This is a genomic window from Paenibacillus sp. FSL H7-0357, assembly GCF_000758525.1.
Classification (GTDB): Bacteria; Bacillota; Bacilli; order Paenibacillales; family Paenibacillaceae; genus Paenibacillus_AQ.
The window spans coordinates 3386180-3400642 of the sequence record NZ_CP009241.1 but is presented as its reverse complement, the minus strand read 5'-3'; the positions used below and the strand labels follow the sequence as shown (position 1 = coordinate 3400642).

Below are 14463 nucleotides of genomic sequence, written 5' to 3'. Positions count from 1 at the left end.
TGCAGAACTTAAGTCAATTTCTAATAGGGTACAACCACTATTACCCATGGAGAAGGCCGGCGAATTTTTAGTATGGCTTAAGCTTGCTTTCAGAATTCTTTCAGCTTCCAGGGAATACTGTGTACTGCAGTACCCATAACGATCACAAGAGGTGAATCATGAGCAACAACATTAAAAGAATAACAGCCTTTGCCACAGCCGTGATGCTCAGTCTGGCTCCAGCCGCTGCATTTGCAGACAACACTGCCGGAAGCACACCTTCACCTGCACCGGACAGCATTCATGCGGGAAAAGAACATTCCTCCCATCCACATCATGTGCGGGGCTTTAAAGCCGGAGGTTATTTTATTCTGAATGAATCGGCCAAGCTGCTTGAGATCGACCGTACAGAATTGATCCGCAGTTTGAAAAGCGGTAAAACCCTCTACACGCTGGCTAAGGAGAAAAAGGGCTGGACCGAGGAGCAATATATTCAAAAACTGAGTGAGGCCGCCAGCCTGAAGCTGGATGAGTCCATCAAAGACGGGCAATTGACATCCGACGAAGTCCAGAAGCTAAAAGCCGGACTGCCTGCTTTGCTGAAGCTGAGCATTGCCAATGCGTCGAGTGCACATCAAGCCAAACCCTAATCGTTCAAAAAAAGAAAACCACCAAACATCAAGCGGATACAACGCAGGTCTACCTGCGGGTATCCGCTTGATTAATTGTTCCGGCAGATTTGCGCTTTCGTGAATTCCGGTAGGCTTCAAATAAAGCGATAGACAGCATCAGCCACGCACCGCTTGCGGTATACCCTCCGATCACATCACTCGGGTAATGCACACCCAGATAAATCCGGCTCCACCCGATACCGCCTGTCATCAGAACTGTAAAACAAATCAGTAAAAACCGTTCACGGTGCCGCCGCAAATGCCGCCAGAGCAAATAGGCGATTGCACCATATAAGGAAAAGGCAGCCATGGAGTGCCCACTGGGAAAGCTGTATCCCGCCTGCTCAATCAGCCGGTGAATATTGGGGCGTTCCCGGTGAAACCACAGTTTCATCATTGTATTCAGCAGCTGCGAACCTAATGCAACCCAGAGGAACAAAATCAGCTCCAACCGGTGCTTCAGCAGAAAGAATAGCAACGCCATAGTCAACAGTGAGATGCCGATCGCCAGACTGGAGGAACCCACCAGTGACAATCCTTTAGCCAGCGAAGTAAGTGCAGGAGATTCTGCAGATTGGACAATATGAATAATATAGGTATCAAAGGAAACCGTCTTGTTCAGGAATACAAGCGTAGCAATCACACTAAATCCTAACAAAAACCATAAAAACCAGCGAAAACCTCTGGACCAGTACTGATAATAAAGCATAACTACCTCCTTGTCTAATTCCGCGCCGTCCACCACATTTCCAGGAAGAGTCTTTCCCGTGTTATAATTGACCTGGAAGTCAATTCATAAAAAAGATGGAGTGCTGCCAAAGTGGAAAGTCTAAAATTACAGGAACGTTTGTTGAACCAATGTATTTCAACAAAGGTGCCCGTGACGATTTTTACAACCAACGGAGTTAAAATGCAGGGAATTGTGACCTCATACGACGCTTACACGATCACCTTGCACGGACAGGGTGACGGCAGGCAAAATGTGCTCTTTAAATCGGCAGTTTCCACGGTTGTGCCGCTTAAGCCCGTCTCACTTAAATAACAAGCCATTTTACATCACCACTAACCACCATAACGTTACAGCCTTAATTCAAAAGGAACACCGGAGCAATTCCCCGGTGTTCCTTTTGTCGGATTTAACCCGAATGAAGTCCACTTAACCGCTCTGTCTTGTGATAACTTACGAGATGAAGAATACAGCAGGCTTAACACATACCGGCTTTGACACCTCTGCTGTATTGCCTGTGAAGCTAAGGCGCCCGCTGGCAGGATCGAGGGAAAATACCACCAGATTGTTCCCGTCACGATTGGCAACAATCAGAAATGCTCCGTCAGGGGTCACTGTAAAGTGGCGCGGATGGCCGCCGCGTGTAGACACATGCTCTACCCACGTAAGCGCAGCGGATTCGGCATCCACAGCATAGACCACAATACTGTCATGCCCGCGGTTGGAGCCGTAAAGGTAGCGGCCGTCCGTGGACAAAGATATTTCAGCGCAAGTGTTCTCCCCCTCATAATCCGCTGGCAGAGTCGGCACAGTTACGACCGTATGCAAGGTTCCGGCACTGCTGTCATATGTAAACGAAGTAATCGTGGAATCCACTTCATTGATAACATAAGCAGATTTGCCGTCCGGGTGGAAGGTAAAATGCCTTGGACCTGCTCCCTTGTGCAGCGGGGTTTCGTCATGAACCTCGAGCGTCTGCCGCTCCCGGTTGATCCGGTAGGAACGAATCAGATCGAGTCCCAGATCCGACACAAACAGGAAACGCCCGTCTGGACTGAATACGGACGAATGCGGATGCGGCCGGTCCTGGCGTTCCGGATGCGTGCCATGTCCGGTATGCTGAGCTGTATCCGTAAGCGCCAGCGGCAGCCCTTGCTTATCAAGTGCCACAAGACCGATACTTCCGCCATGGTAACTGCATACAACGATATATTCGTTCTCCAGATCTCTGGAGATATGACAGGTGGTGGTTTGGGTTTTGCCTGCGGCAGGCATCGATGGAATCCGCTTCAGTTCGGTCAGCTTGCCTGTCTGTGGATCAATGGCGAAGGAGACAACCTCGCCTTCCTTGACGTTTTCACGATTCCCCTGTTCACCAATGGCATACAGCCGTTGTCCCGAAGCATCAACATTAACAAAGGTGGGATTCGTGATACCTTGCACCGTATCCAGCAGTTCCAGTGTGCCCCCTGCCTCCCCGTTGAATTCAAACACCTGAACTCCGCTCTCTTCCGCACTTGCGTAGGAGCCAGTAAACAACAACAGTTTAGTATTCTCATTCATCTCGGTATTCCTCCTCCATGGTTTCATAACTATAGTTTCATCCAAACCGCCCGCAGTTTTAACGGCAGTCATCTTTATAATTTACAATTTTTCAGCGTCTATGACAAATGCAACGTAAAAAATGACAAAAAACATTTCAAAAATAAGCCTTCTCAAATCAGATTGGATATGATATAATGAAAGCGCTAACATCAACGTAAATTTTTATAAAGGGGGAACACGAATGAGCAGCCTGCTGGAAGCCAGAAACGTATATGAGGACTTCGAGGTGGAGACGGACATTCTGTTCTTTAAAGTCGGAGATCACGACTTGGTCATTTTTCACGGCAGAAACTACAACATTAAAAAGAGAATGACTGCCGAGCAACTGAATCGTTTATTATCCAATGCCAGCTATTATCATGTGTACGGAGGCTGCTACGTTAATCTGAACAAGATCAGCGCAATTGAGGATGACTGTATCTACTTCGGTGAAATGGGCCTGTACGCCAAAAATGTCCGTGTTCCCAGACGGAAGCAGGAAAGTATTCGACATCTGCTCAGAGGCCTCAGCTCCTAAGCGGATACACTCAGAGATATACGAATACATTCTTATATCTTCTACATAAACCGGAAGCGCGTGGTGCAACCATGCAACTCCGGTTTTTCCTTTAAAATATAAGAATTTATATGCTTCACGCTATAAATTATCCTTCTATTTCTCGCTGAAACGGATACCGTCCTTTTGAGGACGGCGAAGCCGTTTCCACTTGTCTTAATGGAATCTTAAAAAGTAAATATACTTTTTTATACTTTCTTAAGGTTTGGAATCCTGATTTCTGGTAAAGTTGTAGAAAGACAGGCAACACCTATATTGAAGGGAGTCATTAATTATAATGGACAAAAGAGATTTGGGCGAAAACGAACACCAGAACAACAATGGAACAACGGAGGAAAGCAACACTTCCGTAAACAACAATGAAGGGTTAGTCCAAGAGGCAGCGTCTACTCCAGCAACCGGTGATGTCAACGCTTCCGAAACACCAGTGTTTAAAACTGCCGAATCCGTTGAGACACCTGCTGTTAGAGAAGCTGAAAGAAATGTTCCAGTAATGAACAAAGTGGGCGCTGGAGCTCCTCCACCGTCATCTTCCCCTAAAGCTGGAAAAGGCTGGATGATCGCTTCTATTGTACTCGCAGCTGCGCTTATCATTGTACTGATTAAACCGCCTTTCCAAAAAGACGACAGCAAGACAGCTGTTGCAACCGTTAATGGAACCGACATTACGAAAGCTCAGCTTTACGATAAACTGATTGAAGCCGGCGGTGAAGCTACACTGAAGAACCTGATCACAACTACCCTTGTGGATCAGGAAGCTAAGAAAGCCAATGTCACCGTTACCGACGCGGACCTCAATGCGGAGATTGAAGATCTTAAGACTCAGCTCGGCGGTGAAGACGCCCTGAACGCTGCATTGTCACAAAGTAATATGACCCTTGATGATCTGAAGAAGCAAATGCCTATGCAAGTGAAAATCCGCAAGCTGATTGAACCGAAAGTAACCGTTACGGAAAAAGATATTTCCGCTTATTATGATGAGAACAAAGCTTCCTTTAAACAGGAAGAAGAAGTCCGGGCTTCCCATATTCTTGTAGCCACCCAAGCGGAAGCTGACTCCATCGTCAAGCAGCTTAAAGAAGGAGCGGATTTTGCCAAGCTAGCTAAAGAAAAGTCTACGGATACTGCTTCCAAAGAGAACGGCGGCGATCTTAACTTCTTCAAACGCAGTGATATGGTTGCTGAATTCTCCGATGCGGCCTTTAAGCTTAAAGTCGGTGAAACCAGCGGTGCAGTAAAGAGTGATTTCGGCTACCACATTATCAAGGTGACCGACCGCAAGGAAGCAAAAGAATATACGCTGGAAGAAAAGAAAGCAGAAATCGAAAAGACTCTTAAAGCACAAAAGGTATCCGAAATGTCAAACACTTGGCTGTCGGAGCTGAATAGCAAAGCAAAGATCACCAACTCGCTCACTGATGCCAAAGAATCTGCACCTCCAGAAACAAGCGCAGAACCTTCAGCAACTGAAGCACCCCCTGCCAAATAAGGCAGTTCGCAATATTTAACAGGACAAGCTTTCCCACAGAAGAGGACCAGGCGGTTAACCGCCTGGTCCTCTTCTTGTCTAATGATTTTTCTTACGGATCTGCTTATCGTGATTTTCGCCCCACTCTTTAGCTTGTGCTGTCGCAATCGAGATGGCTCGCCCTTCCTCATAACCTTCCTCCAGCAGGGCATTGGCTATCTCAATCGCCTTGTTACGTACAGGCGCCATAAAATTCTTAAGTGAATCCGGGTAATCATCCTTGTTCCACGGCATAATGAAAACCTCCTTGATTAGGCTATAGTACTTATTAGCCCGGTCAAGGAGGTTCTAAACATCTCTATAGGATGCTTATTTAAGCACTTTTACACGGTCTTCAATCGGTTGGAATTCTTTCTCGCCCGGAGCGGTAGCAATTTTACCGAACGGCATTTGGGCGATCAGCTTCCATTCTGCAGGAATGTCAAAGGTTGTTTTCACTTCATCGTCAATTAGCGGATTGTAGTGCTGCAGTGACGCACCTAGGCCTGCTTCTGCAAATGCTGTCCATACTACAAACTGCAGAATCCCGGAAGACTGGTTGGACCAAACCGGGAAATTATCGGCGTACAGGGCAAAATTCTCCTGCAGGCTCTTCACCACTGTCTGATCTTCGAAGAACAATACGGAACCATAACCTGCTTTGAAGGAAGCCAATTTTTGAGCAGTGCCTTCAAACTGTTCTGTTGGAACAATCTTGCGCAGGGTTTCAGCAGTGATATCCCATAGTTTATCATGCTTGTCGCCTAGAAGAACAACGGCTCTGGAGCTTTGGGAATTAAATGAAGTTGGGCTATGTAATACCGCAGCTTCAACAATCTCTTTGATTTGAGCATCGGAAATCGGAGTTTCTTTGCTGAGTGAATAAATGGAACGTCTTTCTTTTACTACTTCCAGAAAATTTTTAGACATAAAATAACTACCTCCATTTATTTAGTAACTAACTTTTCTAAATCTTAACACTTTTATTCTGGTAACACAATACTATTTCACAACTATTTCCTGCTTCTTCTCTTTTCACCAACACTTATTGTCGCAGGAATCCCGATATTTATACCCTCTCCACTATTTTTCTATAATCACCTGTACAGGTTTCGAAACATCGCCTTACTTTCCGATATACAATTCCGCTAGAAATAAGCTACAATAGTTCAGCAAAAGTGCAGAAGGAAGGTTTCAACCATGAAATTATTGTCTTTGAAGTACCCCTTTTCCCTAAAAAACACTACGACTTGGACCTTATCTATATTGCTGGCAGCATCTTTAGGCCTCAGCGGATGCAAAGACACAAAATTGCCACCAACTTCAACAGCGGTCCCGTCTTCTTCGGAACAAAATACCGAGCCGGTATCCTTTTGGGTAGCAACCGATACCCACTACCTGGATAAAGCGCTGGAAGATGGCGGAACTGCTTTCCAGTCCTATGTCAGCGGTGGCGACGGCAAAATGCTGCCTTACAGCGATGAGCTTGCGGAAGCTCTGCTCTATGATGTGCAGCAGCAGAAGCCGAAATTTCTTATTCTCAGCGGCGATCTGACCAATAATGGTGAAGCAAGCAGCCATAAGGAGCTTGCAGAGAAGCTGAAACGTATTGAGAATATGGGTACCTCTGTGTATGTCATACCCGGCAATCATGATCTGTTCAACCCTTGGGCGAGATCCTTTGAAGGGGACAAGCAGCTTGTTGCAGAGCATATCACTGATAAAGATTTTACCGGAATGTACGGAGACTTCGGATATAATGAAGCCATATCCCGGGACAAGAACAGCCTGAGTTATTTCGTAAAGGCAGCGCCGGAACTATATCTGCTGATGATTGACAGCAGCCAATACAACAACAACGAGAAATACGGTTTTCCGCAAACCGACGGGCGTATTCTTCCAGGTACGTTCTCCTGGATGGATGACTGTGTAAAGCTGGCGGCCGAGCAGCATGCTTCGATCATTACGGTAATGCACCACAACCTGCTGAGCCACACCTCGATGTCCGTTTCCGGCTTCAAGCTGAACAACAGCCAGGAAGCAATGAAGATGCTGCGCCGGAGCGGGCTGAATCTGGTACTGTCCGGGCATATTCATATGCAGAATATCCGCCGTGATCCACCCGTTAACGAAGAGAATAAGGCAGCCTCTCAAGCATTGCCGGTATATGATATCGCTACAAGTGCTATGGCTGTGAATCCCCATCAATATGGAGCTATGACCTTTGATCCAAGCTCCCGCGCTGTAACCTATCATACGGCTGCAGTTGATGTGGAGGGCTGGGCCGCAGCATCTGGAATTAACGATCCCCATCTGCTAAACTTTAAGACATATGCAGAAGAAACTTTTGCCGGATCTTCCTACAACAAGGCGATGAATAAGCTCAAAGAAACATCCTTTACCGAAGCAGAAAAGCAGTCGATGGCTCAGGTAATGGCCAAATTAAATGTGAATTACTTTGCAGGAACTGCAGCCAGTTCGATTGATGAGATTAAAGCCATGCCGGGCTACAAACTGTGGGAAGGTATGGAAGGCGGCTTCATGTCCGGCTATATCCGCAGCATGGCCGAGAATCAGGAACAGAGCCATACCTCACTTAAGATTGTCCTCACCAAACAATAGGAACCTTGTGCAAAGAGAGGAGCACTTCCAGTGGCTGACATCACTGAATTCAAGCTAGACAGCGAGCTCCCCGCCAAATTGTCCAAGCCGGCACAACGTGCTCTTACCGCTGCCGGATACAGCCGCCTGGAGCAATTCACTACACTCCGCGAAGCTGAGGTGCTAAAGCTGCATGGCATGGGACCCAAAGCGATGGATCAGATCCGTCAGGCACTTGCGGCCAAAGGGCTGTCATTTGCCGAATAATCAAAAAGGCCGGAACTCCTATGTACAGGAGTTCCGGCCTTCTTTTCTATTGCTTCACATTTGCTTAAGGACGGTGGATATCAATATAACCGTACTCATCTACTTTAACAGTAGCATGCAAAGCTTCCGCCAACAGACGGAGAGGCACATAGGCATCACCGTACTCGTCTACGAATACTGGCTGTGAAATCTTCACTGCCTTACCGTTGATCAAGACCTGTGCAGAGCCTACCTTGAACACGACAACGTCGCCATACACATCATCGGTAACATTAATCGCCTTGTTCACAGGATCCCATTTCACCACTGCATCCAGATCCTCTGCCAGGTAGCGCAGCGGAACATACGTTGTGCCGTTTTCTACAATCGGATAATAATAATCATCATCCGGGGCAATCACAAGATCTTTGGCTGTAATGCCAAAATCATCCTTCAGCAGTTTGTATACTGCAGAATTCTGATCAAAGCTTCTCAGCGTCTGACCCGGTGTAAGCTGGGTTTCGGAGAGATCCAATGCTCCCTCTTTGCTGATGGCATCGGCTGTCACAGCTCCATTTACATTCCAGGTCTGGGTTTCTGCTTTAACCGAAATGCTCTGAAGCGGCAGGTCTTCACTAGCTGGAAGTGCTACCTTCAGATCTACGTTTTGCTTGCGGATATGGAATCCGCTGTCCACGAACAGATCCACTTGCAGCTTTGTATCCTTGCCGAGAATGGTGTTCAGCTCAGGAGTTGACTTATACAGGTTCTTCACCTGATTGTCGTACACCAGGAGAAGAGCATCCACCGCCAGCTTGGCGGCATCATGTGCGACTGTTACGACACCTTCTTTGTCATTCAACGGGATATCACCCAGTCCGAAATCGCTCAAGCCTTCTTCCATTCCGGATGCCTTAAGAATCGGATACAGATAATCATAGAGGCCGCTGATCAGCGCAGTAAATCCTTCAGTATCTTTAGAAACAGATTTCAGGAAGCTTTTCACTAATGCGGGCAGCTCGTCACCTGTAATTTCCGTATGTAGCTTCGTAAGGTTCAATTGCTGACCATATACGGCTTCATTTACGGAGGATACGTTAATTGCACCAGGGTTCGGAAGATTCTTCACCACAAACGTCGTAAGGAGCCTGGAAATCTCCTGTGCTTTTGTCGGATCAAATCCTTCCACACCTAATTCTTCTTCATAACTTTCAAGCGGGAAGTAGAACGGCTGCTTCGCCCCTTCCGCTGTAAACACTATGGCTTCTTTATCCATAAACAGTGTGAATGGCACTGTCAATTTCTTATAGCCAACTGATCCGACAGCAGATACATTGCCGTTGTCCTGCAGTTTTACATGAGCAATATTAACGGAAAAAGAATTGATAAGATCTACCATCTCCTGATCCTCGGCGCTGATTCCAGCGGCAGGTACAGCATTCAAGGAAAAGGTTGTGCTGGATTCAGAAGACTTAACATCCAGATCCCCTAGTAACGCCTTATTGACGTCGAGTCCGCCGACCGTCTGACAGCCCGCCAGAATCAGCAGCAGTGCGAGAATCGGGAGTAACCACTTGGTTCTTGCTTTCATTTTCTTCATAGCATGTCTCCTCTTACGTTTATTTTTGTGATCTATCCATCAACTCAAAATGAGGAAGGATTTGCATAGGATACGCCATCTTTTGGTAACCAGCTATAAAGTTAACAAACCTCGCCAATCTATAGTTACCCAATTCTGGAAAATCAGAATCTTCAACAAGGCGAGCAGCGCTAAATGTGCCGGGTAAAAGGACCACCATACCCAGCGCGGAAGGCGTTTTTTCTCCAGACCCCCCCATACTCCCGGGGTCAGAGCAATGAGAAGCGTAGGCACAATGCTGACCATCTGGACCAGCCAGCCGCTGTAGAACAGGTAAAACCCGTTCAAAACAAAATGTGCCAGAACTAGCCAATAGGAACGCGCATAGCGGAAAATCAGCACCAGCAACAGACCGTAGGCATTATAATCGAGCGGAAGAACATCCATTAGAAAAACCGCTGCAATTACCACAGGAATGCCAAACCAAAGGCTAGGCAACTTATCCAGGATTACAAGCACAATAGCAGACAGAAGCAGAGTAAATACGACATTCCAGCCTCCGGGATCCAGCGCCAGATTATATGGCACCTGTGCAATCAACGCAATCCAGAGAAGCCGCCGCAGGTATCTGGCCCTTGATGATGTATGTATATGCCCCTGCACCAGTCCGTAGCAGTAAATTGGAAAAGCAATTCTCCCAACATACCGCCAGGCAAGCTCTCCCGGAAAAAAAATATAGCCGATATGGTCGATCAGCATAGTCAGCATCGCGATGATTTGCATGTCTATCCTCCTGGTTCATAATCTACATTATATATAGCTATTCATCAAGAAGTCTTTTCTATTGTAAGGTACGGATACAGATATGAACAGCTTCTTCTTTCCAACTATGCCAAAAAGAGCCCTCCCCGCAACGGTTGCGGGAATGGCTCTGTGACAATTCATCCTTAACTACGCAGTCTTCGACTTGTTGTAAATATCGAACCCTACGGCCAGAAGAAGTACAAGCCCTTTAATGCCCTGCTGCCAATCGACGCCCAGGCCAACCAGGGACATACCGTTGTTCATGACGCCCATTACCAGCCCCCCGATGATCGCTCCCACCACTGTGCCGATTCCGCCGGAAGCAGAAGCTCCCCCAATGAAGCAGGCTGCGATAGCATCCAGCTCGAAGTTGGTTCCGGCTTTTGGAGTGGCGGAGTTCAGGCGGGCGGCAAATACCAGACCGGACAAGGCCGCGAGTACACCCATATTGACGAACACCCAGAAGGTAACTCGTTTGGTTTTGACACCGGAGAGGCTGGCTGCTTTTTCGTTGCCGCCCAGCGCATAAATATGCCGGCCCATCGTCATATGATTCATCACGAAGGAGTAAATCGCAATCAGCACAAGCAGGATCACGAGGATATTCGGAATCCCATTGTATTGAGCAATCACGAAGGTAAAGAGGTTGATTACAATCACCAATGCTCCCGCTTTGGCGATGGACAACCAGACCGCCGACTGCTCAAAACCGTATTTCACAGAGATTTTACGGGTTCTGAATTCCTGGTACACCACCAGAACGGAAAGAATGACACCCACAATAAGGGTCAGCACATTCAGCGAACCCCCGCTCACGATATCGGGGACGAACCCGGAACTGATTTTTTGGAATGTCTTGGGGAACGGGGCAATGGACTGCCCATTCAGTACGATCATCGTCAAGCCGCGAAACAGTAACATTCCTGCCAGGGTGACGATAAATGCGGGGATTTTGATATAGGCAACCCAGAAGCCCTGCCAGGCACCAACCAGCGCCCCCATCAGCAGTGAAAGAATGACAGCAAGCACCGGATTCAGCTGCATGTCGACCATCATTATCGCTGAAAGCGCCCCGATAAATGCTGCCACCGATCCGACGGACAGGTCGATATGTCCCGTAATGATGACAAGCACCATCCCGATGGCCAGAACCAGGATATAGCTGTTTTGCAGAATCAGATTCGTAACATTCAGCGGCTTGAGCAAAATGCCGTCGGTGAGGATTTGAAAGAAAATTGAAATAAAGATCAGTGCAATGATCATGCCGTATTGGCGGATATTCTTTTTGAAAATCCCACTAATGACTGCCATGCGGTGTTGCCCCCTTGCTTCGTGTCATGTACTTCATTAACAGCTCCTGCGACGCATCCTGCCGCTCCACTTCGCCGCTGATCCGGCCTTCGCACATCGTATAAATCCTGTCGCACATGCCGATAATTTCCGGCAGCTCGGAAGAAATAACCAGCACTCCCTTACCCTCCGCAGCAAGCCCGTTGATGATCGAGTAAATCTCATATTTCGCACCTACGTCAATGCCTCGTGTAGGTTCATCCAGGATAAGGATATCCGGCTGCGCGTAGATCCATTTGCTGAGCACCACTTTTTGCTGATTGCCGCCGCTGAGGTTGACTGTTTTTTGCAAAATGCTCGGTGTCTTGATGTTCAGCTTCCTGCGGTATTCCTCTGCAACCAGCACTTCCTCATTCTCATTAATGACACCCCGGCGGGAAAGCTTCCGCAAATTGCTGAGCGAGATGTTGCGCTTGATATCGTCGATTAGAATAAGCCCGTACTGCTTGCGGTCTTCGGTTACATAAGCCAGTCCGCTTTCTATCGCTTTATTGATGTCGTTTAAATGCACTTCCTGTCCATGCATGAAGATCTGGCCGCTGATCTTTTTGCCATAGGACTTTCCGAAGACACTCATCGCCAGCTCCGTGCGTCCGGCTCCCATAAGTCCGGCAATGCCGACAACTTCCCCGCGGCGGATATGAAGATTGATCCCATGGAGCATTTTGCGGTCAGCCTGTGTAGGGTGATACACTTCCCAGTTACGGATCTCAAAGATCGTTTCGCCCAAATCCGGTGTCCGCTCGGGATAGCGGTTCGTAAGATCGCGTCCGACCATGCCTTTGATAATGACATCCTCGGTCACTCCATCCAACTTCATATCCAGTGTCCGGATCGTTTGGCCGTCCCGCAAAATCGTTACAGAATCCGCTACCTTCTCGATTTCGTTCAACTTGTGTGAGATGATAATCGAGGAAATCCCCCGTTTTTTCAGTTCCAGGATCAAGTTGAGCAGGTTCTCGCTATCATCCTCATTCAGTGCCGCCGTCGGCTCATCAAGAATGAGCAGCTTCACCTCCTTGGAGAGCGCTTTCGCGATCTCCACGAGCTGCTGCTTGCCGACACCTATCGTTGATACTCCGGTAAACGGTGATTCTTTTAAGCCGACTGTCTCCAACAGTTCTTTGGTTTTTACCGTCGTTTCGTTCCAGTTGATCACCCCATGCTTTGCCTGCTCATTGCCGAGGAAGATATTTTCCGAAATAGACAAGTACGGAATCAATGCCAGCTCTTGATGAATAATGACTATACCCAGATTTTCGCTGTCCTTGATATCCTTGAACTGGCAGACTTGGCCTTCGAATAAAATATCTCCTTCATATGTCCCATGCGGATAGACACCGCTCAGCACTTTCATCAGCGTTGATTTCCCGGCTCCATTCTCCCCGCAAAGCGCATGGATCTCACCAGCCTTGACCTGCAGATTCACATTCGAGAGCGCTTTGACGCCGGGGAACGTCTTCGTAATGCTGTTCATCTCCAAGATATAGTCACTCATTGCTTTTTCACCCAGCTTTCAATAGTCACTGTTGCAGCCGATTATTTTCCCAGCTCTTCTTTGGTATAATAGCCGCCATCCACCAGCACTTTATCCACATTGCCTGCATCCACAGAGACCGGCTCCAACAGGTAGGAAGGAACGATTTTTGCACCGTTGTCATAGGTAGTTGTGTCGTTGACCTCTGCCTCTGTGCCTTTAAGTACGCTTTCCGTCATATCTACCGCTTTTTTGGCCAGCTCACGGGTATCTTTAAATACGGTCTGGGTCTGCTCTCCGGCTAAAATCGACTTCACAGAGGCCAGCTCGGCGTCCTGACCGGTGACAACCGGAAGCTTCTTGTCACCTGAGCCATACCCCACACCTTTTAGGGAAGACAGGATTCCAATGCTGATGCCATCATATGGGGACAGAACGGCATCAAGATTCTCGCTCGCATAATTGGCGCTGAGCAGATTATCCATCCGCGCTTGAGCGGCAGCACCGTCCCAGCGTAAGGTAGCGACCTGATCCATCGTGGTCTGTTTACTGCGGACCACCAGCTTGCCGGAGTCAATGTAAGGCTTCAGAATGGACATCGCGCCATCAAAAAAGAAATAGGCGTTGTTGTCATCCGGTGAACCGCCGAACAATTCAATGTTGAACGGCCCTTTGCCGTCCTTCAGGCCAAGCTTTTCTTCGATATAGGAGCCTTGCAGCACACCGACCTTGAAGTTGTCGAAGGTAGCATAATAATCGACATATTCACTTTTTTTGATCAGGCGGTCGTAGGCGATCACTTTAACGTCTGCGTCATGCGCTTTCTGCAGCACATCAGTCAGGGCCTCACCGTCAATAGAAGCGATGACAATTGCCTTTACACCTTTGGTGATCATATTCTCGATCTGCGACACCTGGTTCTCCACGACATCCTCGGCGTATTGAAGATCCGTGCCGTATCCCAGCTTCTCGAACTCCTTCACCATGTTGTTGCCGTCATTCACCCAGCGCTCCGACGACTTCGTCGGCATAGCAATCCCTACCTTGCCTTTGGAATCATCCGAGCTGCCGCCTGCATTTTTTGTGTTGCCGCAAGCGGACATGATCAATACAACTACCAGTGTCAACATGATCAATGAGTATTTTTTCATTGCTGTATTCCCCCCTGGACTATTCTGTTGCCTTCGCGGGCGTTTCCCGTTTGACAAGTCGAGTATAACAAGGGGGATACGGCCCCGTATTTACACTCAAACTACTGTTTTTATAAAATCAAAACCTTTTTTGTCAGCGTTTACATAAAAACAAAAAAACCACATGAGGCCGGAGCCTGCATGTGGGAACGTCTTGCTGAACAACTATGG

General features: G+C 47.7%; 15 protein-coding genes. 6 read left to right on the top strand and 9 right to left on the bottom strand.

Going from position 1 to position 14463, the window contains the following annotated elements; translation table 11 throughout:
- The first annotated feature begins 158 nt into the window (after nucleotides 1–158).
- On the top strand, nucleotides 159–629 hold the full coding sequence (locus tag H70357_RS14680; RefSeq protein ID WP_038590692.1) for a hypothetical protein: 471 nt from the start codon (nucleotides 159–161) through the stop codon (nucleotides 627–629).
- A 49-nt stretch (nucleotides 630–678) separates the two neighbouring features.
- On the opposite strand, the gene H70357_RS14675 is transcribed toward H70357_RS14680, so the two are convergent.
- A complete protein-coding gene (locus H70357_RS14675) occupies nucleotides 679–1359 on the bottom strand; it encodes a phosphatase PAP2 family protein (protein ID WP_038590689.1) in 681 nt (226 codons plus the stop codon).
- Nucleotides 1360–1470: 111 nt separating this feature from the next.
- Here H70357_RS14675 and hfq point away from each other — a divergent pair, with 111 nt between their 5' ends.
- The gene (gene hfq / locus H70357_RS14670) at nucleotides 1471–1692 is read left to right on the top strand and encodes an RNA chaperone Hfq (RefSeq protein WP_038590687.1); all 222 of its coding nucleotides are present in this window, start codon (nucleotides 1471–1473) and stop codon (nucleotides 1690–1692) included.
- Between the two features lie 138 nt (nucleotides 1693–1830).
- Here hfq and H70357_RS14665 read toward each other — a convergent pair whose 3' ends face one another.
- Complete coding sequence (locus H70357_RS14665; protein WP_038590684.1) at nucleotides 1831–2940, bottom strand: lactonase family protein; 1110 nt, start codon at nucleotides 2938–2940, stop codon at nucleotides 1831–1833.
- 223 nt (nucleotides 2941–3163) lie between these two features.
- On the opposite strand from H70357_RS14665, the gene H70357_RS14660 reads away from it, so the two are divergent.
- Nucleotides 3164–3499 carry a hypothetical protein gene (locus tag H70357_RS14660; RefSeq protein WP_038590681.1) on the top strand — a complete coding sequence of 112 codons (336 nt, stop codon included), beginning with the start codon at nucleotides 3164–3166 and terminating at the stop codon, nucleotides 3497–3499.
- Between the two features lie 316 nt (nucleotides 3500–3815).
- Nucleotides 3816–5027 (top strand): peptidylprolyl isomerase, encoded by a 1212-nt coding sequence (locus H70357_RS14655; protein WP_038590679.1) that lies wholly within the window; start codon nucleotides 3816–3818, stop codon nucleotides 5025–5027.
- 78 nt (nucleotides 5028–5105) lie between these two features.
- On the opposite strand, the gene H70357_RS14650 is transcribed toward H70357_RS14655, so the two are convergent.
- Together H70357_RS14650 and H70357_RS14645 are read right to left on the bottom strand one after the other, a co-directional pair.
- On the bottom strand, nucleotides 5106–5300 hold the full coding sequence (locus tag H70357_RS14650; RefSeq protein WP_038590676.1) for a DUF2188 domain-containing protein: 195 nt from the start codon (nucleotides 5298–5300) through the stop codon (nucleotides 5106–5108).
- Nucleotides 5301–5375: 75 nt separating this feature from the next.
- On the bottom strand, nucleotides 5376–5975 hold the full coding sequence (locus H70357_RS14645; protein ID WP_038590673.1) for a nitroreductase family protein: 600 nt from the start codon (nucleotides 5973–5975) through the stop codon (nucleotides 5376–5378).
- Between the two features lie 270 nt (nucleotides 5976–6245).
- On the opposite strand from H70357_RS14645, the gene H70357_RS14640 reads away from it, so the two are divergent.
- Both H70357_RS14640 and H70357_RS14635 read left to right on the top strand, forming a co-directional pair.
- Complete coding sequence (locus H70357_RS14640) at nucleotides 6246–7667, top strand: metallophosphoesterase (protein WP_052092033.1); 1422 nt, start codon at nucleotides 6246–6248, stop codon at nucleotides 7665–7667.
- Nucleotides 7668–7697: 30 nt separating this feature from the next.
- Complete coding sequence (locus H70357_RS14635) at nucleotides 7698–7913, top strand: helix-hairpin-helix domain-containing protein (RefSeq protein ID WP_038590670.1); 216 nt, start codon at nucleotides 7698–7700, stop codon at nucleotides 7911–7913.
- 64 nt (nucleotides 7914–7977) lie between these two features.
- On the opposite strand, the gene H70357_RS14630 is transcribed toward H70357_RS14635, so the two are convergent.
- From H70357_RS14630 to chvE, 5 genes are all read right to left on the bottom strand, one after another.
- The gene (locus tag H70357_RS14630; protein ID WP_052092032.1) at nucleotides 7978–9492 is read right to left on the bottom strand and encodes a copper amine oxidase N-terminal domain-containing protein; all 1515 of its coding nucleotides are present in this window, start codon (nucleotides 9490–9492) and stop codon (nucleotides 7978–7980) included.
- 93 nt (nucleotides 9493–9585) lie between these two features.
- Nucleotides 9586–10254 (bottom strand): TraX family protein, encoded by a 669-nt coding sequence (locus tag H70357_RS14625; RefSeq protein ID WP_038590667.1) that lies wholly within the window; start codon nucleotides 10252–10254, stop codon nucleotides 9586–9588.
- Nucleotides 10255–10422: 168 nt separating this feature from the next.
- Entirely contained in the window at nucleotides 10423–11586 is a 1164-nt protein-coding gene (gene mmsB / locus H70357_RS14620; RefSeq protein WP_038590665.1) for a multiple monosaccharide ABC transporter permease, read from the bottom strand.
- Nucleotides 11573–13123 carry a multiple monosaccharide ABC transporter ATP-binding protein gene (gene mmsA / locus H70357_RS14615; protein WP_038590663.1) on the bottom strand — a complete coding sequence of 517 codons (1551 nt, stop codon included), beginning with the start codon at nucleotides 13121–13123 and terminating at the stop codon, nucleotides 11573–11575. The genes mmsB and mmsA overlap by 14 nt, the downstream gene beginning before the upstream one ends.
- A 41-nt stretch (nucleotides 13124–13164) precedes the next feature.
- Nucleotides 13165–14253 carry a multiple monosaccharide ABC transporter substrate-binding protein gene (gene chvE, locus H70357_RS14610; RefSeq protein ID WP_038590661.1) on the bottom strand — a complete coding sequence of 363 codons (1089 nt, stop codon included), beginning with the start codon at nucleotides 14251–14253 and terminating at the stop codon, nucleotides 13165–13167.
- Nucleotides 14254–14463 lie beyond the last annotated feature (210 nt).